Origin of the sequence: Bradyrhizobium sp. Tv2a-2, assembly GCF_000472425.1 — a bacterium.
GTDB lineage: Bacteria > Pseudomonadota > Alphaproteobacteria > Rhizobiales > Xanthobacteraceae > Bradyrhizobium.
Map to the genome: position 1 here is coordinate 204,380 of NZ_AXAI01000005.1, position 20,703 is coordinate 225,082.

The window sequence follows — 20,703 nt, forward strand, 5'->3', positions numbered from 1 at the left end:
CAAACAGGCGTCGGCGTATAGCGGCGACACTGGCCTCATCCAGGCTTTTGCGGATCGAGCCAGCGCTGCACGGCCTCAAGGCTGTCGGCCGGCGTGGTGTTGAAGCAGATGCAGGCCGCAGGCGCGAGCCTGTGGACGAGATTGACGACCTTTTCGAACAACAACAGCACGTCTCCCGGCTGCCGCAACCCCGCGCCGATCAGCACGGCGTCGAAACTGTCCTTGGTCAACGCGGCTGCGATGACCGCTTCAGCAGTGTCACCGCGATCGATCAGGCAGGAGATGACATCGTAGCCGCCGGAACGCACCCGCTCGAGCTGGCTGTCGATATAGTGGCGAAACATCTCGGGCGTAAATTGCGGCAGCGATGAGAAGTCCACGAAGGCGGGATCGATACCGATTGCGAGCACCCTTTTCCTGGCCATGAACGCTGCTCCCGCAAGCAGATCAGGCGGAGCCAACGCACTCGCCCGGATTCGGTTCCGATCAAGGCGAAGCCGCAGCAGCCGCTTCGGCGGCGCGGCGCAGCAGGAATTCCGCCTCGCGCCTGTTGCCGGCGAGTCCTGCGGCCTGTTCGAAGGCGGCGCGGGCCTCGCAGTGGCGGCCCAGCTTGAACAGGAAATCGCCGCGCACACTTGAAAGGAGATGATAGGTATTCAGCGCGCCTGATTCAGCGATGCGCTCGACAATGGCGAGCCCTGCGCCCGCCCCTTCGGCCATGCCGATGGCGACCGCGCGATTGAGCTCGATCACGGGCGAGGAGACCAATCGCGCAAGCTCGTCATAGAGCGCGGCGATGCGTCGCCAATCGGTATCCTCACGCCCCCTCGCTTGCGCATGGCAGGCCACGATCGCTGCCTGCAGCGCATAGAATCCGGTGCCGCCGAGGGCGCGCGCACGTGCCAGCGCACGCAAGCCGCGGCTGATCTGCAGCTGGTCCCATAGCGCGCGGTTCTGGTCCATCAGGAGCACCGGCGCGCCGCGCGCATCGACGCGGGCGGCCATGCGCGAGGCGTTGAGCTCCATCAGCGCAAGCAGTCCGTGGGTCTCCGGCTGCTGCGGAGCCAGCGCCGTGAGCACGCGGCCCATCCGCAGCGCCTCGTTGCAGAGCTGCGGACGATGCCAATCGTCGCCGTGCGCGGCGACATAGCCCTCGTTGAAGACGAGGTAGACGACCTCGCAGACCGAGGCGAGCCGCACCGACAGCTGCTCTCCGCGCGGTGTTTCGTAATGAAGGCCCGCTTCCGACAGCGTCCGCTTGGCGCGCACGATGCGTTGCGCCACGGTTGCGTCGGACAGCAGGAACGCGCGGGCGATCTCCGCGGTGGTGAGGCCGCAGATCATCCGCAACGCCAGCGCCGCACGTGCCTCGCGCGAGAGCAGGGGATGGCAGGCGGTGAAGACCAGCCGTAGCATCTCGTCGCCGATCTCGTCGTCGAGCGCTGCATCCGGATCAGGCATCGCCTGCTGCTCCCGCTCCATGTCGCCTGCGATGAGGCCGTGCTTGCGCGCGATCATCCGGCGCTGGCGCAGATGATCGAACGCGCGGCGCTTGGCAGTCGCCATCAGCCAGGCGCCGGGATTATCCGGCACACCGGTCGACGGCCAATGCTGCAGCGCTGCGACGAGGGCGTCCTGGGTAAAATCCTCGGCGACCGGCACGTCGCGCAGCATGCGCGATAGCGACGTCATCAGCCGCGGCTGCTCGACGCGCCAGGTCGCGAGGATCAAGCGTTCGATCTCAGCCTGCGGCGGCATTACAGCCGATATCGTGCACCTGCGGGGGACCCTGAGTCGCGAACGCACGCACCTCGCAGGTTCCGTTCCAGCCCGGCAGATGTTCGAGATGCAGCTGCATGAACTCCCTTGCCATCGCGAGCGCTTCGTCCCTGTCGCGCAGCTCGAAGATCGCATAGCCGCCGATGACTTCCTTGGCCTCCACAAAGGGCCCATCGGTGACGGAGAGCTTGCCATCGGCGATATGGACCTGCGCGCCGGCCGCAAGCGGCATTAGCCCGCCGGTGTCGAGCATCCGTCCGGCCTTGATCTCGCGCTCGGCGAGCTTGCCGACAGCCTCCAGCAGCGCCGGCGTCGGCCCGATCTGAGGCTGTGGGCTGGTCACGATATACATGAAGCGCATCGGGAAGCTCCTCGTTCCGCGGCCGGAAATTCGGCTCGCTTATGGGACGACGAACGAGGAGCAGAGAAATCGACAGGATGCTTGAGAAAATTGCGCTGGTTCTGCGCGGCCTGCCCCAACGGAGGAAGCCGCCGGTTGGCGGCCTTACTGCCGCAGCATGATCAGGGGATCGGCGCTGTCGGGCACCAGCCGCCATTGCGCGTTGTCGTCGGCCTCGAAGTGCCAGATTTCGCCGCGGTCGGACATCAGCAGGATCTGGCCGTGCTCCAGCCGCCATTGCGTCGGCGCGAAGGCGGCGACGGCCGGATCGCATTTCGGCTTCAGGAACACCTGGAAATTGTCGTTGCCGGCGTCATTGTTGGTCAGCGTCAACCCGCAGACCGTGTTGCCATTGCCGCGCACCATCGCCCAGTCGCCGATCATTTGATCCTGCGACTTGGCGATCGAACGGGCGGCAGCGAGGTTCTGCAGGATGTAGACCCCCTCATTGGCGCGCACGCCTTCGAAAATGCCGGTTTCGACCTGGGTGAAGTCGAGCACGGCCTCGCCGCTCGCATCCTGCAGGCGGACGATGTCGAGCCCCTTGATGCTCCAGGCCTTGATATCCTTGGTGAAGGGCAGCGCCGTCGCGCAGCCCGGCTCAAGCTCGAGCTTCAGGCCTTGCGGGATGGTGTCGCCCTTCAGCGTCACCACACAGGTCTTGCTGCGCTCGGTGGTGGCGAGCTCCCACTGGCCGATCATGTCCTTCTTCAGGCTTGCCGCATCCTGCGTCCGCGCCGGCGTTGCCGCGACGAGCAACGCCAGAGCCGCGGCATATGGTGAGAAGGCGCAGGATTTCATCGGCGACAGCCTTACGAAGAGCCTATGACGCGGGCCTGGGCTTCAGCGAGCTTTGGCCGGCGTCTCCATGACCGGGGTCAGTGGCGGCTTGCCGGCGAACCAGGTCTTGAGATTGTCAACCACGAGCTGGTCCATGGCATTGCGCGTTACCACGGAAGCTGAACCGATATGTGGCAACAAGACGACATTCTGCATTGCCTTCAGCTCATCCGGCACATTTGGCTCACGCTCGAACACGTCGAGCCCGGCCGCGAGGATCGTGCCCGACTTAAGCGCCTGGATCATGGCCTGTTCGTCCACCACCGTGCCGCGGGCGACATTGATGATGACGCCGCGAGGGCCGAGCGCCTTCATCACCTCCGCATTGATCATCTTGGCCGTGCCCGGGCCGCCGGGCACGATCACGACCAGCGTATCGACCGCCTTGGCCATCTCCGTCAGGTCGGGATAGTGCTTGTTGGGCAGCTCCTTGATGGGGTTGCGGGTGTGATAGACCACCGGCACCTTCGAGGCTTCCAGCCGCCGCGCGATGGCCTGTCCGATCCGGCCCATACCGACCATGCCGACCGTGCGATCGCGCAGGGAGCCGGCGCTCAAGGGATATTGCCCGTTGTGCCACAGCCCCGCGCGCAGATATTTGTCGGCCTTGACGAACTCGCGCAGCGTCGCGATCAAAAGGCCCATGGCGATGTCGGCGACTTCCTCCGTCAGCACGTCGGGCGTGTTGGTGACCATGATGTTGTGGTCGCGCGCATAGGCCGCGTCGACGTGGTCGTAACCGACGCCGAAGGAGGAGACGATCTCGAGCTTGGGGAATCTCGCCAAGGTCCTGGCGTCGCCGCGAACGGTGTTGTAGGTGATCGCGATGCCGCGCACTTTTTCGGCGACCTCGGGCGTCAGCCGTTCGAGATCGCCAGTCGTCTCGAAGCTGTGCAGCACGAACTGGTCCGAAAAGCCCTTTTCGACGATCGGCTTGCGCGGCCCGTGAACCAGCAGGTGGATCTTTCCCGAATGAGTTGTTCCGGCCGCCATTAGTTTTCCTTTCCAAGCGCGCTTTCGTGCCAGCGTCTTAATGCGAGATGGGAAATTAGCGCCAGCAGCCCATAGATGACAATCCCGGCCAGCGAAAGCAGCAAAAGCGCCGCAAACATGCGCGGAATGTTCAGCCGATAGCCGGATTCGGCGATCCGGTAGGCAAGGCCCGAGCCCGCACCCGCGGTGCCGGCGGCGATTTCCGCGACCACCGCGCCGATCAGCGACAATCCTCCGGATATCCGCAGGCCGCCGAGGATGTAGGGCAAGGCCGAGGGCAATTTCAGAAGCCGCAGGCTCTGCAGGCGGGAGGCACCATAGAGCTGGAACAATCCGGCGAGATTGCGATCCACCGAATTGAGGCCGAGCGTGGTGTTGGACAAGACCGGAAAGAAGCCGACGATCCAGGCACAGACCACGACCGCGGTCTGCTGCGGCAGATAGATCAGCAGCAGCGGAGCGATCGCGATGACCGGCGTGACTTGCAGGATCACCGCATAGGGAAACAGCGAATATTCGACGAGCTTCGACTGGTTGAACAGAAGCGCAAGCGCGATGCCGCCGATGCTGGCCGCGATGAAGCCTTCGAGCGTCGTGAGCAGCGTGGTGAGGAGCGATTGGAACAGCACCGTCCAGTCGCTGATCAAGGTCCGCAGCACCAGGAGCGGCCCGGGTAGCACATAGGGCGGGATGTTGTTGATGCGCACCACGAGCTCCCAGGCGGCGAGCCCGAGCACCAGCACCAGGGCCGGCAGCAGGATCCGCAACAGCCGAAAGCCACGCCTGTTCTCGACGGCGCTGCGCTGCGCGCTCATAAGGCCGACCGCCCGGAATAAGAGGGCGCGAGCGCGGCCGAGACCTTGCGGCAATAATCGGTGTAAGCCGCGGAGGTGCGAAACTCCTCGCCGCGCGGCTCCAGCGCCGTGACGCTGATCTCGGCGGCGATGCGGCCGGGGCGCGAGGTCATCACCACCACGCGCTGCGACAGATAGACGGATTCGAACACCGAGTGGGTGACGAAGATGACGGTCTTGCGCAGGTTCCGCCACAGCGCCAGCAGGTCATTGTTGAGGCGGAAGCGGGTGATCTCGTCCAGCGCGGCGAACGGTTCGTCCATCAGCAGGATGTCCGGATCGGTGACGAGTGCGCGCGCCAGCGATACCCGCATCTTCATGCCGCCGGAGAGCTCGCGCGGATAGCTTTTTGCAAATTCCAGAAGGCCCACGCGCTGCAGCGCCTCTTCGACGCGCGCATCGGCTTGCGCCGCCGCCACCCGCGCGAGCTTCAAGGGCAGCCGCACATTTTCACGCACGCTGGTCCAGGGCATCAGGGTCGGCTCCTGGAATACGAATCCGATGGCCTGACCCGAAATGCCTTGTCCCGGCCGTCCCTCCTCGCCGTGATAGGACACACGCACCTCGCCCGACGTCGGCGCGCTGAGGCCCGCGATGATGCGCAGCGCCGTCGACTTGCCGCAGCCCGACGGCCCGACCAGGGCCACGAACTCGCCCTTGCGGACCTTCAGATCGAGCTGGCCTAGCGCCGCAACCCCGCTGTCATAGATCTTGGTGACGCCTTGCAGGCTGACCGAGATACCCGCGATATCGGCTCCGCTACCGGGCAAGATGATGCCTTCATCCATCAATTCTTGTTCATCACATTTTTGGGCCGCAGGTCGAGGCCGACACCCTTGTTGATGAAGCGCAGCGTATAGGACTTGCGGTAGTCGATGTCGGGGCGCACCACGCCCGCCCGCACCATCTTTTCGAAGAAGCTTGCAACGCGTTCATCGCTCATGGCACCGATGCCGTTCTTCAGCGAATCCCCGGAGTCGACGATGCCATAGTCCCTCATCGTCTTGATCGAGTAGGCGAGCAGCTCGTCGGTCATTTCCGGATTGAGCTGCTTGATCATGGCGTTTGCGGCCGCGTTGTCGCCGTAGAGATAATTGTACCAGCCGACCATGGAGGCATCGACAAAGCGCTGCACGAGATCCGGCTTCTTGTCGATCAGGTCCTGGCGCGTCTCGATCAGGGTCGAATAGGAATTGTAGCCATAATCGGAGAGCAGGAAGACGGTCGGCTTCCAGCCCGCGCTCTTCTCGACCGAGTAGGGCTCGGAGGTGACATAGCCCTGCATCGCGCTTTGCCCGGTGGCGATGAAAGGCTGCGGATTGAAATTATAAGGCCTCACGTTTTTTTCATTGAAGCCGTATTCGGACTTCAGCCACTGGAAATAGGTGGTGATACCCTCCTTGGACACGAACAGCGTCAGCGGCTTCAGGTCCTCGAGCTTGGTCGCCTTGACCTCGGGATGGGTCAACAGCACCTGCGGGTCCTTCTGGAACACCGCGGCGACCGAGACGACCGGCACCTTGTTGGTGACCGCGTCGAATGACATCAGCGTGTTCGCCGCCATGAAGAAATCGAGCTTGCCCGCGACCAGCAGCATGCGGTTGTTGACGTTCGGTCCACCTGGAACGATGGTGACGTCGAGGCCGTATTTCTTGTACGTGCCGTCGGCGACCGCCTGGAAGAAGCCGCCATGCTCGGCTTCCGCAACCCAGTTGGTTCCGAACGAGACCTTGTCCAGCTGCTCCCCGAGAGTTGATTGCGCTTTGGACTGGGCGAAGACCGGCGAAGCCATTAGCCATGCCGCGACAAGGCCGGTTAACGCTCGCAGCAAAAGAGCCGGGTTCATGGTTGGACTCCGTTGGTCATTCTGGCCCATGATAGGGAGAGTTCGGAACGCTCATGGCGCCGATATAGCGCACCTGGACGATGACGAAACTAGCCTGCAAATCCACTGAATGAAACCTTTGACTCAATGACCCGCAATCCGCCCCGCGACTGGAACGACATTCACTGGCCGAATATCGACGCCGCCACGGCCGGCAGCTGGATCGCGGTGCTGCCGCTGGCTGCGACTGAGCAGCATGGGCCACATCTGCCGCTCGCGACCGACGTGATGATCGCACAGGCCTATCTTGCGGAGGTGCGCAAGCTCTTGCCCGCGGATCTGCCGGTGACATTCCTGTCCGTGCAGCCGGTCGGCATCTCCACCGAGCATATCGATTTTCCGGGAACGTTGACGCTGTCCCCGATGGCGGCGCTCGAGCAATGGATGGCGCTTGGCGAGAGCGTGGCGCGCGCGGGCGTGAGGAAACTCGTCATGGTCACGAGCCATGGCGGCAACAGCGCGGCGATGTCGCTCGCTGCCCAGGAGCTGCGCGCGTCGCTTGGGCTTCTCGTCGTCACCACATCATGGTCGCGCTTTGGCACGCCGCAGGGACTGTTCCCGGACGAGGAGCTGCGCCACGGCATCCATGGCGGCGCGGTGGAAACCTCGATCATGCTCGCGCGGTTTGCCGATCAGGTGCGCGAGGAGAACATCGCCGACTTCCGGTCTGCGAGCATCGGCATCGAAAAGCGCCATCGCTGGCTGTCGACGCAACGGCCGGCGCCGTTTGCCTGGCAGGCGCAAGACCTCCATCCGAGCGGCGCCGTCGGCAACGCGACCCTGGCCACGTGCGAGAAGGGCGAGCAACTGCTTGCGCACGGTGCCCGCGCGTTCTGCGAGCTTCTCGCCGACGTCGATAATTTTGATGTGAAACAGCTCGCCAAAGGCCCCGGGGCTTAATCCGCGAGCAGCCTAACCTGCTGGAATCACGAGTTAAAGAGCCAGCAGCGCCGAGCGCCAGAACCCTTGTCGGCGCCGCCATCGTCGGCAGACGCCTTCGGCAATTACATCGGCGCTGTTCGCACCTGGACCCGACCCCGGCCTCTCACTTGTGGTGGATTCTCGCGTCCGACACGGGCGCCTCGTCCGCTCTGTGTCGTTCCTCGACCCGTCCGGCCGTCCCCCCGTGCGGGTCACCTTGCTTTGACTCTCCCATGCTTTGAATTGACATAGTATAGGGGGGTATCCTATAAGTATTTGATGAGCCATACCGTCAAAGAGAAGAAGAAGCTCCTGGCCCGGGTCGGCCGTATCCGCGGCCAGGTCGAGGCGCTGGAGCGCGCACTTGCAGAGGAGACGGAGTGCGGGCGTATCATGCATATGATCGCGGGCATTCGCGGCAGCGTCGCCGGCCTGATGGCCGAGGTGGTCGAGGACCACGTCCGAACCCATCTGGTCGATCCGCAGAAGAATCCGGGCGCGCTGAACGCCGATGCTGCCGAGCAACTGATCGACGTCGTCCATAGCTATCTGAGGTGAGCGACCATGGCTGACACTGATTTTCAGCTCGGCGCGCATGATCACGTCTTTCTCGGCAAGGATCACGAGAGGGCCGAGCGCCGCACCTGGGCGGTGATCGTGCTGTGCAGCATCATGATGGTCGCCGAGATCATCGGCGGCGCGCTGTTCGGTTCGCTGGCGCTGATCGCCGACGGCCTGCACATGTCGACCCATGCCGGCGCGCTCCTGCTTGCCGCGCTCGCCTATACCTATGCGCGCAAATACGCCCACGACCGCAGCTTCACCTTCGGTACCGGCAAGTTCGGCGACCTCGCCGGCTATACCAGCGCCATCGTGCTCGCGATGATCGCGCTCCTGATCGGCTACGAGGCGATCGACCGCCTGCTGCACCCCGTCGCGATCAGTTTCAATGAAGCGATCCCGATCGCCGTGCTCGGGCTCGCCGTGAACATCGCGAGCGCCTGGCTCCTATCGGGCGGGCACCATCACGGTCATGGGCATGATCATGATCACGTGCATGGCCATGCGAATGAACATGATGACGCGCACGATCATGGGCATGACCACCACCACGAGCACGACGCCACCCATCATCGTGATAACAATATGCGTGCGGCGATCATCCATGTGCTGGCGGACGCCGCCGTCTCGGTGCTGGTGATCACCGGACTGTTGTTGGCGCGCGCGTTTGGCTGGCTCTGGATGGACCCGCTGGCCGGCCTGATCGGTGCCGCCGTGATCGCCAACTGGTCGGTCGCGCTGATCCGCGACACCGGCGGCATCCTCCTCGATCGCATGCCGGACGGGCGTATTGCCGACAGCATCCGGACAACGGTCGAAAGCGAGGGCGACCGCGTCACCGACCTGCATCTGTGGCGCCTCGGCCCGGGCCACCTCGGCGCCATCGTCTCGATCGCTACGGGCACCGCCCGCGAGGCCGCGCACTACCGAAAGCGCCTGGCCTGCTTTGCCGACCTCTCTCACGTGACGGTGGAGGTCCAGCACGCACCGGGCGCGCGGGGGTAAGCGGAACGGCGCATTGATGTGCCCTCGCATTGGGGAGAGGGCAGCTCCGCTCGTAGACACCGGCAAGCTCGGGTAAGGGTTCCGCAGGACAAAGTCTCTCACCCGCCATGTCCCGTGCGGAGAGACCCCTCACCCAAGGCTTCGCGCCACCTTCTGCCACAACGGGAGAAGGGAAAAACTCACCTCAAAGATACTTCGCGATCTGCCGGAAATCCTTCAGCGCGGCCCGGCCCCTCGTGCCGGCGGCCGTGAGCGAGCGCTCGAGGCTGTGGCTGATGTGATCGTGGATCAGCGCCTTCTTGGCGTTCTCGATCGCCCCTTCCACGGCCTGCAATTGCTGCGCGATTTGCGTGCAAGGCTTGCCCTTTTCGATCATCTCGATGATCGCCTCGAGGTGGCCTGTCGCGCGTTTCAGGCGGCTGGCTATTGCGGCATGCGGGTGGTCCGGCATCGATGTCTCCCATATCCTCCCACCAGGATAACAATGATCCTCCCCGGAGGATACCGGATGTCGTCGACTCAGGCTTGACTTGTGCCTGGCGCAGGCCTATGTGCGCGAAGCGATGGCTCGCACCTTTGTGCCTGCCGCCGCGACATCAACCCGAACGACGAGATCATGGGCAGTATCCCCTCAGGCAGCGCCAAGCCGACAACCGGCGCCGCGTTGCCGCCACATCCTGGAATCGACCGCGACGGCGGCAGCCGCGCGAGCGTCGGCCGTCGCATCTAGCTGACGGCTCGTCCGCTCACTCCTCTGCCGCGTGACCCGCGGAGAAGGAGCGAAGCGATGTTCAACAAGATCGCGACATTCAAAGTACTTCCACCTCGGGTACTTCCCCCCCGGCGCCCGGCGCACGGTATGAACGCGCCCGCCAATGACAACCGCCGCAACGCACGGGCCGTCACCTCCCGACACGTCCACGCCCCGCGGCTCGTTTGCCGCTGGTCGGTGTCGCCGGACACAGGCCGGCCGGTCTGCCACTGGGAGCTCGACCACGCCGATGGGCCCAGTCCGCAGTCGGGCGAAGAGGCGCGGCGCGAACGACCGCTTCACAAAACGGTCTTCCAACCGTCTTATCAGGATGAGACCGGCCTAGCCTTGCGCGATCGCGGGCGCATTTCCGGCCGGAATGCACCGATCCGCGAAGACCGTGAACGTTCGAGCGTTCGCGGGGTGTTGCACGTACGTCACTCGACGATGCGATTGAGTGCGTCTGCCGGTCCGGCTCCTTCCCATCACGAGAGGTTTGCAATACGGTCCAGTTGCGAATGATTTGCAGTTAGGAGCAATGAGCTGTGCAGCTTCCCTCCCGCGTCTTGACGGCATGGCGCGATGGATGGCGGTTTGAGTTCTTCGGCGGCATCGGGTGCGTCGGCATGTTGGGGCCATGACGAAAGAGACTGTCGCAATGTTCGCGCTGGGAATGCTCAACCGATGAACCGCAGCAGGCTGAGCTGGCAGCACGCTATTGTCTCGGCCGCACTCGGCATGCTCGCGGTCGAAAAGCCCGCGGCCGCCGCCGACCTGCCCGTGAAAGCGCCTGCGCTCAACCGCGTCTACGACTGGACCGGCTTCTATATCGGCGGCCATTTCGGTTACGGCGGCGCCAGCCTCGGCGCCGCCACCAATCCGCTGCCGCTGGAGAGTATCTTCTTCCCGCACAGCCCGACCGGCCTGATCGGCGGCTACCAGACGGGCTACAACCGCGAGCTCGCCAACCATGTCGTGCTCGGCGTCGAGGCGGATGCGTCGTTCACCAGTCCGACGGACCAGGCCGCGGTCGGCCGTGCACCGCAGGTGCCCTTCAACACCACGCTCGATTATGTCGGCACGCTGCGCGGCCGGCTCGGCTACGGCTATGGACGCTGGATGCCCTACGTCACCGGCGGCTTCGCCTGGGGCCACACCCATGCCGATATCAATGACGGCAGCGGCGCGATCACCGGGCACTATCAGCCCGGCTGGACCGCCGGTCTTGGCCTCGAATTCGCGGTCAGCGGCAATTGGACCGCCAAGCTCGAATACGACTACATCGACCTCGCCCGCCAGGCCTACGACCTCTCCAGCTTCGGCTTGCCGGGCATCAATGTCGATCCGCGCATCCATCTCGCCAAGATCGGCCTCAACTATCAGTTCGGCGATACGCTGTGGAAGCCTGCCGCAGGCGACGCCAAGCCACGGCTGCCCGAATCCGACGACTGGAACGTGCATGCGCAGACCACGTTCCTGCCGCAGGGCTATCCGGCGTTCCGCTCGCCTTATGCGGGGCAGAACAGCCTTCCCGGCGGCGGGCAGCTGCAGGCGACATGGACCACGACCGCGTTCCTCGGCGTGAGGCTGTGGGACGGCGGCGAGTTCTATTTCGATCCGGAGCTCGCACAGGGTTTTGGCCTCAACGGTACGCTCGGCGTTGCCGGCTTCCCTAACGGCGAGGCGCAGAAGGCCGGCGCCGCATTCCCGAAGATTCGCCCGCAGCGCTACTATTTCAAGCAGACCTGGGGCCTTGGCGGCGAGCAGGAAGACGTCGCGGACGGTCCGAACCAGCTCGCGGGCAAACGCGACATCGACCGCGTGACCTTGGTGGTCGGGCGGTTTGCGATCGGCGATTTCTTCGACAACAACACTTATGCACACGACCCGCGCGCGGACTTCATGAACTGGGCACTGTGGGAATCCGCTGCCTACGACTTCCCCGCCGACCTGCCCGGCTACACCCGCGGCGCCTATGTCGAGTTCAACCGCAAGGACTGGGCGATCCGCGGCGCCTATGTCGAGGTGCCGTCGCAGCCGAACAGCGACATCCTGACCTTCGACACCGGCGGCGCGATTGTCGAGTTCGAGGAACGCCACACCATTTTCGACCAACCCGGCAAAGTGAGAGTTGGCGCCTTCGGCAACCAGGGCGTGACAGGGAATTACAATCAGGCACTGGCGATCGAGGCGACCGACCCGGCCCAGGACATCAACACCGTGATGGCGAGCATCCGCCACGTCAATCCGAAATACGGCTTCTATGCCAATCTGGAGCAGCAGGTTGCCAAGGATGTCGGCGTGTTTGCCCGCGCGAGCTGGAACGATGGCCAGAACGAAATCCTGTCCTTCACCGATATCGACCGCAGCCTGTCGGGCGGGGTCTCGATCAAGGGCAGCTATTGGGGCCGCCCGAACGACACGGTCGGCATCGGCGGGGCAGTCAACGGGCTCTCGGCTGGGCATCGCGATTTTCTCGCCGCCGGCGGCCTCGGTCTCTTGATCGGAGACGGACGGCTCAATTATCGCCCTGAGCAGATCTTCGAGGCCTACTACGCCTACCAGATGACCAAGAATTTCTCCGTGACCGCGGACTACCAGTTCGTCAACAATCCTGCCTATAACGCCGACCGCGGGCCGGTTTCGATCTTCGCCTGCCGCCTGCACGGCGAATTCTGAACGGGACGACCAATGACGCTGCAGGATCTTCGCATCGCCGTGCTGACGCAGGCGCCACGGCCGAATATCTGGGACCTCGTTGCCCTGATCCTGGCGATCGGCGCCATGGTGCTGATCGTCTACGGCGGCGAGCAGACCACGCTGCCGCTGTCGGCGCTGGAGACCGCACCCGTCTCGCTCGATCCGGTGCACCTGCCCGTCTACGCGCTGCGCACCACGCTGCGGATGCTGCTCGCCATCGTCTGCTCGACGGTCTTCACCTTCATCTATGCGGCGGTCGCGGCCAAGAGCCGGCGCGCCGAGATGGTGCTGATTCCACTGCTCGACATCCTGCAGTCGGTACCGATCCTCGGCTTCCTCACCTTTACCGTGGTGTTTTTCCTCAATCTGTTTCCCGGCAAGGTGCTCGGCGCCGAGCTTGCCTGCGTGTTCGCGATCTTCACCAGCCAGGCCTGGAACATGACCTTCAGCATGTACCAGTCGATGCGCAACGTGCCGAAGGATCTCGACGAGGCCACCAAGAGCTTCCACTTGAGCGGCTGGCAGCGGTTCTGGCGGCTCGACGTGCCCTTCGCGATGCCGGGGCTGATCTGGAACGCCATGATGTCGATGTCGGGCGGCTGGTTTTTCGTCGTGGCGTCGGAAGCGATCACCGTCGGCAACACCACGGTCACGCTGCCCGGCGTCGGCTCCTATGTCGCGACGGCGATCGAGAAGCGCGACCTCACTGCAATCGGCTACGCCATCCTGACCATGCTGCTCGTCATCATTGCCTATGACCAGCTCCTGTTCCGCCCCATCGTCGCCTGGGCCGACAAGTTCCGCTTCGAGCAGACCGCCTCGGGCGATGCGCCGACCTCCTGGATGCTCGACCTGTTCCGCCGCACCCGCGCGTTGCGGACACTGACCCTGCCCTTTGCGGCGCTCAACCGCACCTTCTCCAACCTCAACATTGAATGGCCCGGGGCGCTCCGCCTGCCGGCCAAGGCGGGTGCTGCGCCGTCACGCGTGATCGACGGGCTGTGGTTCGCCATCGTCGGCATTGCCACCGGCTATGCGGCCTACAAGGCCTACATCTATCTCTCCGCCAGCCTGCAGCCCTCGGATGTCTATGACGCGATCAGGGATGGGCTCATCACCCTGCTCCGGGTGATCGTGCTGATTGCGCTGGCCACGCTGATCTGGGTGCCGATCGGCGTCTGGATCGGGCTTCGTCCGAAGCTCGCCGAGCGGGTGCAGCCGCTGGCGCAATTCCTCGCGGCCTTCCCCGCCAATCTCGCATTCCCGGTCTTCGTCTTCATCATTGTCCGCTACGGCCTCAACTCCAACGTCTGGCTGAGCCCGCTGATGATCCTGGGCACGCAGTGGTACATCCTGTTCAATGTGATCGCCGGGGCCAGCGCCTTCCCAAGCGATCTGCGCGAGGCCGCTTCCAGCCTTCATCTCGCCGGCTGGCGCTGGTGGATCAAGGTGATCCTACCCGGCATCTTCCCCTATTACGTCACCGGCGCCATCACCGCGTCAGGCGGCTCCTGGAACGCCTCCATCGTCGCGGAGGTCGCGAGCTGGGGCGACACCCACCTGTCGGCGACGGGCCTTGGCGCCTATATCGCTAAGGCGACAGAGGCCGGCGATTTTCCGCGCGTCGTGCTCGGCATCACCATCATGTGCATACTGGTCACGTTGACCAATCGCCTGTTCTGGCGCCCGCTCTATGCGTTCGGCGAGCGCCGGCTTCGCCTCGGCTGATGTGAGGGACTTCTCCATGCTCGACCAAACCAAGCAGCAGTCCACCCTGATCGATATCCGTGGCGTCAGCCGCTCGTTCCCGAAAGGATCCGGCGAGGATCTGCTGGTGCTGGACAAGGTCGACCTTACCATCCGCTCGGGTGAGATCGTGGGCCTGCTTGGCCGTTCCGGCTCGGGCAAGTCGACGCTGTTGCGCATCATCGCCGGCCTGGTCGCGCCCTCCTCGGGCAAGGCCACCTGCCGTGGAGAAACCATCGAGGGCCCGCCGAACGGCGTGGCCATGGTGTTCCAGTCGTTCGCGCTGTTTCCCTGGCTGACCGTGCTGCAGAACGTGGAGCTTGGCCTGGAGGCGCTCGGCATCGAGGCCGCCGAGCGGCGCAAGCGCGCGATCGCTGCCATCGACCTGATCGGCCTCGACGGCTTCGAATCCGCCTTCCCCAAGGAATTGTCCGGCGGCATGCGCCAGCGCGTCGGCTTTGCGCGCGCGCTGGTGGTGCATCCGGACCTGCTGTTGATGGACGAGCCGTTCTCGGCGCTCGACGTGCTCACCGCCGAGACGCTGCGCACCGACCTCGTCGACCTCTGGATCGACGGCCGCCTGCCGATCAAGTCGGTGCTGATGGTGACGCACAACATCGAGGAAGCGGTCCTGATGTGCGACCGCGTCCTGGTGTTCTCGTCCAATCCCGGCCGCGTCGCCGCCGAATACAAGGTCGACCTGCCACATCCCCGCAACCGGCTCGATCCGGTGTTCCGCCAGCTCGTCGACACGCTCTATGAGCGCATGACCCAGCGCCCGACGAAACCGCCGACCATGGAGAACATGCAGGCCAATGTCGGCGTCGGCCTGGTGCTCGATCACGTCTCCTCCAACGTGCTGTCCGGCCTGATCGAGACGCTGGCGGCCGAGCCCTATAACGGCCATGCCGACCTGCCGGTGCTGGCCGGCCAGTTGCAGCTCGAGGCCGACGAGATCCTGCATCTCGGCGAGTCGCTGCAGCTTCTGCATTTCGCCCAGTTCAAGGAGGGCGATCTCGTGCTCACCGAGGCGGGAAAGCGCTTTGCCAATCTCGAGACCGACGCGCGCAAAAAACTCTTTGCCGAGCACCTGGTCGCCTTCGTGCCCGTCATGGGCCTGATCAAGCGCGTGCTCGACGAGCGTCCCTCCCACACCGCGCCCGCCGCACGCTTCCGCAACGAGCTGGAAGACTACATGTCGGAGGAATATGCCGACGAGACGCTGAAAACCATCGTTTCCTGGGGCCGCTACGCCGAGCTGTTCGCCTATGACGAGCAGTCGGAGACGTTCAGTCTGGAGAACCCGGGCGTGGATGAGGGTAGCGCCTGACGCGCCGGCATCCCGGCAAAAGCGCCGGGCGTTGTCATCGACCCAACTCTCTCCCCCGTCATCGCGAGCGAAGCGAAGCAATCCAGAGCCACGCCAAGCGACGCTGGATTGCCGCGTCGCTTCGCCCCTCGCAATGACGGCCGAGCCATCGGCCCGCATTCTCGCGCATCAAGAAACGAGGCGATGAAATTGCGGCCACCGGTGACGACAGGCGGATGCATCATATATTGGATCAGATTTGGTGTGGACCGCAGCCGCTTCCGCGAACAGGAGAGACACGATGTCGACCTCTCACATCCAGATGCTTCGAGCCATGCTCCGCGAGGAGAAGGGCGTTATTCTGCCCGGCGCACCAAATGCGCTCGCGGCGCGGATCATCGCCGATCTGGGCTTCAAGGCGGTCTATCTGACCGGGGCCGGACTTACCAATATGCACCTGGGCCTGCCGGACCTTGGGTTCATCGACCTGACCCAGGTAGCAGATCATGTGATGGCCATCCGGTGTGTGATCGACCTGCCGCTGGTCGTCGACATCGACACCGGCTTCGGCAACGCCATCAACGTCACCCACACGGTTCGCATTCTGGAGCAAGCAGGCGCCAGTGCGATCCAGATCGAAGACCAGCATGCGCCCAAACGGTGCGGCCACTTTGATGGCAAGGAGTTGGTCAGCCCGGAGGAAATGGTGGGCAAGATACGAGCCGCGGTGGACACAAGACGCCAGGACTTGGTCGTCATCGCTCGCACTGATGCGTGCGCTGTCGAAGGATTCGAGGCGGCCATCGAGCGGGCCAGCCGCTACATCGAGGCGGGCGCGGATGTCACATTCATCGAAGCGCCCCAAAGCCTCGAAGACCTCAAGGCGATCCCGCGCCGCCTGAAGGCGCCTCAGCTGGTCAACATGGTGCTTGGTGGCAAGACACCCATTATCGATCAGAAAGCGGCGGCCGAAGTGGGCTTCAGCCTGGTGCTTTACGCCAATGCCGCCTTGCAGGGAGCCGTGCATGGCATGCAGTCGACGCTGTCAGTGCTGAAGCAGAACGGCATCCTCGATGAGGGCGCCGTCACATCATTTGCCGAGCGCCAGAGGCTGGTCGGCAAGCAGGACTTCGACCTGATGGAGGCTCGCTATGCGGCGCATCCAGCGAGCGGGAATGGGCACTCACGCGGCTGATGGCGAATAGCACCGCGGCGCACGTTCACGAACGCAGATCATCCTGCACGACTGCTGTCGAAAAATAGACAGCAGAGCACCGCTGGGCCAACAGCGTTACCACTTCGCCGAGGCAGACAGTTCGAACGTCCGGGGGGCGCCGAGATAAACCTGATCTGGATAGCCCGGGTCTGACCAGACGGCGTAGACCGTGTTGGTGATATTTCGCACCCGAAATGTCACTCGCATCTTCTCGACGCCCTGCCACCATAAATCCCTGCCGGGAATGTCGACGAACGCGAAGAGGTCGGCCGTGGTATAGGGCAGCATGGCCGTGAGATCGTCCTCGAACAGATAGCGCTGCCCGACATGGTGGACTGATCCGCCGACCTCGACCGGCCAACGCCAATTGTCGAACCGGTATGAGGCGCCGGCGTTGATGATGATGGGCGCGATGTTCGATGGCGTGTTGCCGGTCCACACGTCGAAATCACCATATCGCGACTGCGTGACGGCGACATTGCCCCAGATCTTGACGTTGTCGACCGGTCGGACTGCCGCCGCGAGCTCGACACCCTGGGTATGGACTTCGCCGGCAAGGGTGGAGACTGCATTGGTGAGCGCCACATAGACGTTCTTGAGCTGGATGTCATAGGCCGCGAAGGTGAATTCGGCTCGCTTGTCATCCGAGAGCGCCTTGACGCCGGTCTCGAAGATCCTGGCGCTGGTCAATTCCAGCGAAGTGCCTGGCGTGACCGAGAAGATGCCCGCCGCGGCCGGATCGTAAGCCGTCGCGTACATGCCGTAGAACATCAGCCCCTTCACGGGCTCAAGTGTTGCGGCGGCGCGGTAAGACACCGGATTCCAGGTCGTGGTGAAGGGTTGGCCGGCGGGCAGCGTTCCGTCGAAATTGATGCCGTCGCGTGACAACGACAGATCGTCGACACGGACGCCGCCGATCAATGCAAGAATCGGGGTGATCTTCAGACGGTCCTCGACCGTGATCGCGGCGTCATCCAGACGGCTGTTACGGATGCCTGGCTCCGGGGTCATGCTGTAAAGCCCTGGGTCCGGGTTGACCACGGTCACGGAGTCGAACGGATAATCGTCTGGGTTTTGTTCCTGGGCGAATTGGATCTCGTTCCGGCTCACCGACAATTGCGTCACGAAGCGGTTTTCCATGCCGTAGAAGGACGAATTCCAGATCAGGTCGGTATTGTCGCCAATGACCTGCTGCTTGTGATTTACAAAAAAGCGGTCGCGATCAATCAACGACGTGCCGGTATTGAAAGCATAGGTTTCACTGTCGAACCAGTGACGCTTGGCGCCGTAATCATAGGCCTGGTTCTTGATCGTGATGTCCTCGTTGACGTTCCATTCGAAGCCGCCGCGCAGCCACAATTCATGTGCGCCGATGGAATTGTCGGCGACGTTGTAGCTGGTCGTGAGCGTCCGGGAGTCCACGGTCACGGGCGCGATAACCGAGCCGTCGAAAGTGTTGATCGCCGACCCTGCCACGACGCTATGCGTGGAGAACGGTCCGGAAAACGTCGTCGTCGTCAGCGGCGTGCCCCAATAGACGTGGCCGTCATCGCGCTTGTAATCGATGGCGCCGAAGACCTTGAACGAGTCGGTGAGGCGGTAATTGAGCTGCCCCGAGACGTTGTTGAGATTCTCGTAGTCGCCGTCGATGAAGCTGTTGACCTTCGAAGAGCTGATATCGAAGCGGTAATCGAGTCCCGAGATATTGGTGCTGCCGCCGGAGCCGAAATGGGTGCGGTAGGTGCCGAGCGAGTCGATCGAGCCGTCGAGCTCGCTCCTGATCGGTCCGGTGGCCGGCTGATTGCTGACGAAATTGACGGCGCCGCCGATCGCTCCGAGGCCGGACATGATCGAGGACGGCCCTTTGAGGTACTCGACCTGCTGCAGATTGGCCGTGTCCATCACACGCGAGGTGATGGCCTGCGGGCCGATCCAGATGCCATTGTAGAGCACGTTCACTTGGCTGCCGGTGAAGCCGCGCATGGAAAATCCTGCCGGCGCCCCGCCGGCGTCACCGGAGAGCACGCCGACCGCGCCTTGCGCGGTTTCGGTGGTGGTGCGGTAGCCCTGCTCCTGCATCTGTGGTTGGCTGACGACTTCCACACTCGCGGGCATCTGATACGCGGTCAGGCCGAGATGACTTGCGCTGCCTGCCACCACATTGCTGTTGAGCGGCGTTGGCGCCGGCGTGGCCGGCACCGGCACCGGCACCGGCTTGGGCGGGACCTGCCGCGCCGTCCGCTGCACGCGTTTTGGCGCGCCGCGGGTCTCGGGGCCGCGTCGCGTGACGTTGCTCTTCGGAGGAGGTGGCGCGACAATGACGGGATTGAGCGGTTGCGAGGTCTGTGCAGACACAGGTTTCGATGCCGCAGCAAGGCCCAGAAGGATTCCGAGCGGCAGCGCGGAGCCGGACAGCCAGCGCCTTTTTGATGAAGCCAAGTGAAGAGAACGCGCAGAAATGTGTACTGGCGTATGCCAGACAGAGATTTTTGAAATCGACACGATTGTGCCCGACAGCGAACAATAGACCCGTCACACGCTGGCCGCGACAATCTGCCCTTCGCCCTTGATGCAGCAGACCCGCACGGCACTCCTAACGCTTCGGAGCACCCCGCCCGACGCGTTCGCGCATGACCATTGCTGGTAGCAGGTCTCCTGGCTCGCGGGTCGCTGCTTCGGACCACCTTCCCAGGACCGACATGATCCCAGTGGCATTAAATGGTCGTCGGCTCGCCGCTTACAGTTGCGGGGGCAGCTGCGGCATTGTCCGTGTTAACGGACGCACCGCATTCCCTTGATTAGCCCTTCGGGCACTACCGGGCTTTAGACTGAATAGGGTTCCGAAGGGAGTCAAGCGGCGTCGGTCTTTCCTGACACGGAGATTACGTGCGTGTGTCAGTTGGGACACTCGGTCCGGCAGAGGGAGGCAAATGGCGCATAGCTGGAGGCGCCCCAACGTTTCTCCAGGACGATCTTGGTCAAGTCGGCGCAGCGTCCGGATTCGCGCGGTCGAAATGCGCGAACGCCACGCTGGTCACGCCGCCCAGGATGAACCAGAAGATCAGGCTCGTCAGCGTCACCGCCACGACGAACTGGTGTGACAGCGAGGCCGGCACATTGGTTTCGATGTGCTCCAGCTCCGGCGCTCCGACGATATGGGGCAGCACGATGAGGAGCAGCCCCGCGATCGACGCGGGCACGGAGCGGCGAAAGAAAATCAGGCTCAAGCCTCCAGCAGTCGCCGCGGCCGCCAGAACCCACCAGATCTGCCGCGACAACAGGGGCGCAGCCGGCACGCCGGGCAGTTCAGGCGGCAGGCCCAGGCCGGGCGCAAGCGTGAACACCGCAAAGCCCGCAAGTCCCCATGTGAGACCCTCGTGCCATGACACACGGCCAGCCGCATTGCCGCTGCGCATGGCGAATATGGCGGCGAGCAGCAGCGAGAAACCGATCGCTGTCAGGACATTCGCCGCCGCGGTGTAAGCATTCCGCTCCAACCCGTCCTGCGGCCCCCAGGCTCCCGCTGCGTGTTCATGCTGGTGCTCCGCATGGCTGTGCGCGGCAGCGCCCCCCGGCGCAGCCGCAGCGGCCCCATGATCATGATGCTCCGCCGCCTTCTCGAAGACTTCAGCCTTCAGGATGATCGGCACCGTGCCGAATTGCTGGATGACCGTGACGATCGCGCCGACCACAAAACCTGCAACGACCGACGAGAACACGATTGCGCGGAAGGTGTTCATGCA

18 protein-coding genes and 1 riboswitch are annotated in these 20,703 nt (G+C 63.8%); of the genes, 7 read left to right on the top strand and 11 right to left on the bottom strand.

The window, feature by feature from the left end; translation table 11 throughout:
• Positions 1–35: 35 nt before the first annotated feature.
• The 8 genes from A3AI_RS0112270 to A3AI_RS0112305 form a co-directional block, all read right to left on the bottom strand.
• A complete protein-coding gene (locus tag A3AI_RS0112270; RefSeq protein ID WP_024515854.1) occupies positions 36–425 on the bottom strand; it encodes a hypothetical protein in 390 nt (129 codons plus the stop codon).
• Between the two features lie 61 nt (positions 426–486).
• Positions 487–1,758: an RNA polymerase sigma factor gene (locus A3AI_RS0112275; protein WP_024515855.1), complete on the bottom strand. Its 1,272-nt coding sequence runs from the start codon at positions 1,756–1,758 to the stop codon at positions 487–489.
• Entirely contained in the window at positions 1,742–2,140 is a 399-nt protein-coding gene (locus A3AI_RS0112280) for a YciI family protein (RefSeq protein ID WP_024515856.1), read from the bottom strand. Before A3AI_RS0112280 ends, A3AI_RS0112275 begins: the two co-directional genes overlap by 17 nt.
• A gap of 144 nt (positions 2,141–2,284) precedes the next feature.
• A complete protein-coding gene (locus A3AI_RS0112285) occupies positions 2,285–2,980 on the bottom strand; it encodes an AprI/Inh family metalloprotease inhibitor (protein WP_024515857.1) in 696 nt (231 codons plus the stop codon).
• A 42-nt stretch (positions 2,981–3,022) separates the two neighbouring features.
• The gene (locus A3AI_RS0112290) at positions 3,023–4,012 is read right to left on the bottom strand and encodes a 2-hydroxyacid dehydrogenase (RefSeq protein WP_024515858.1); all 990 of its coding nucleotides are present in this window, start codon (positions 4,010–4,012) and stop codon (positions 3,023–3,025) included.
• Entirely contained in the window at positions 4,012–4,827 is an 816-nt protein-coding gene (locus A3AI_RS0112295; protein WP_024515859.1) for an ABC transporter permease, read from the bottom strand. The genes A3AI_RS0112290 and A3AI_RS0112295 overlap by 1 nt, the downstream gene beginning before the upstream one ends.
• Positions 4,824–5,654, bottom strand: a complete 831-nt coding sequence (locus A3AI_RS0112300; RefSeq protein WP_024515860.1) for an ABC transporter ATP-binding protein — start codon at positions 5,652–5,654, stop codon at positions 4,824–4,826. Before A3AI_RS0112300 ends, A3AI_RS0112295 begins: the two co-directional genes overlap by 4 nt.
• Positions 5,654–6,712, bottom strand: coding sequence for an ABC transporter substrate-binding protein (locus A3AI_RS0112305; protein ID WP_024515861.1), 1,059 nt, complete (start codon positions 6,710–6,712; stop codon positions 5,654–5,656). The genes A3AI_RS0112300 and A3AI_RS0112305 overlap by 1 nt, the downstream gene beginning before the upstream one ends.
• Positions 6,713–6,838: 126 nt before the next feature.
• On the opposite strand from A3AI_RS0112305, the gene A3AI_RS0112310 reads away from it, so the two are divergent.
• The 3 genes from A3AI_RS0112310 (at position 6,839) to dmeF (ending at position 9,238) form a co-directional block, all read left to right on the top strand.
• Positions 6,839–7,651, top strand: a complete 813-nt coding sequence (locus A3AI_RS0112310; RefSeq protein WP_024515862.1) for a creatininase family protein — start codon at positions 6,839–6,841, stop codon at positions 7,649–7,651.
• Positions 7,652–7,951: 300 nt separating this feature from the next.
• Positions 7,952–8,230, top strand: coding sequence for a metal/formaldehyde-sensitive transcriptional repressor (locus A3AI_RS0112315; RefSeq protein ID WP_024515863.1), 279 nt, complete (start codon positions 7,952–7,954; stop codon positions 8,228–8,230).
• A gap of 6 nt (positions 8,231–8,236) precedes the next feature.
• On the top strand, positions 8,237–9,238 hold the full coding sequence (gene dmeF / locus A3AI_RS0112320; RefSeq protein WP_024515864.1) for a CDF family Co(II)/Ni(II) efflux transporter DmeF: 1,002 nt from the start codon (positions 8,237–8,239) through the stop codon (positions 9,236–9,238).
• Between the two features lie 184 nt (positions 9,239–9,422).
• Here the strand turns inward: dmeF and A3AI_RS0112325 are convergent, their stop codons facing one another.
• Positions 9,423–9,689, bottom strand: a complete 267-nt coding sequence (locus A3AI_RS0112325) for a metal-sensing transcriptional repressor (RefSeq protein ID WP_024515865.1) — start codon at positions 9,687–9,689, stop codon at positions 9,423–9,425.
• Positions 9,690–10,673: 984 nt separating this feature from the next.
• Between A3AI_RS0112325 and A3AI_RS0112335 the strand changes: the two genes are divergently transcribed.
• The 4 genes from A3AI_RS0112335 to A3AI_RS0112350 all read left to right on the top strand — a co-directional run bounded on the left by A3AI_RS0112335 (position 10,674) and on the right by A3AI_RS0112350 (position 16,939).
• Positions 10,674–12,668: a carbohydrate porin gene (locus tag A3AI_RS0112335; protein ID WP_024515867.1), complete on the top strand. Its 1,995-nt coding sequence runs from the start codon at positions 10,674–10,676 to the stop codon at positions 12,666–12,668.
• 12 nt (positions 12,669–12,680) lie between these two features.
• On the top strand, positions 12,681–14,417 hold the full coding sequence (locus tag A3AI_RS0112340; RefSeq protein WP_024515868.1) for an ABC transporter permease: 1,737 nt from the start codon (positions 12,681–12,683) through the stop codon (positions 14,415–14,417).
• A 16-nt stretch (positions 14,418–14,433) separates the two neighbouring features.
• Entirely contained in the window at positions 14,434–15,765 is a 1,332-nt protein-coding gene (locus tag A3AI_RS0112345; RefSeq protein ID WP_024515869.1) for an ABC transporter ATP-binding protein, read from the top strand.
• Between the two features lie 280 nt (positions 15,766–16,045).
• Positions 16,046–16,939: an isocitrate lyase/PEP mutase family protein gene (locus A3AI_RS0112350; protein WP_024515870.1), complete on the top strand. Its 894-nt coding sequence runs from the start codon at positions 16,046–16,048 to the stop codon at positions 16,937–16,939.
• Between the two features lie 96 nt (positions 16,940–17,035).
• Here the strand turns inward: A3AI_RS0112350 and A3AI_RS0112355 are convergent, their stop codons facing one another.
• Positions 17,036–19,315 carry a TonB-dependent receptor gene (locus tag A3AI_RS0112355; protein WP_245286874.1) on the bottom strand — a complete coding sequence of 760 codons (2,280 nt, stop codon included), beginning with the start codon at positions 19,313–19,315 and terminating at the stop codon, positions 17,036–17,038.
• A 273-nt stretch (positions 19,316–19,588) separates the two neighbouring features.
• Positions 19,589–19,793: riboswitch (cobalamin riboswitch) on the bottom strand.
• A gap of 145 nt (positions 19,794–19,938) precedes the next feature.
• Entirely contained in the window at positions 19,939–20,700 is a 762-nt protein-coding gene (locus A3AI_RS0112360; protein WP_024515872.1) for a CbtA family protein, read from the bottom strand.
• Positions 20,701–20,703: the final 3 nt, after the last annotated feature.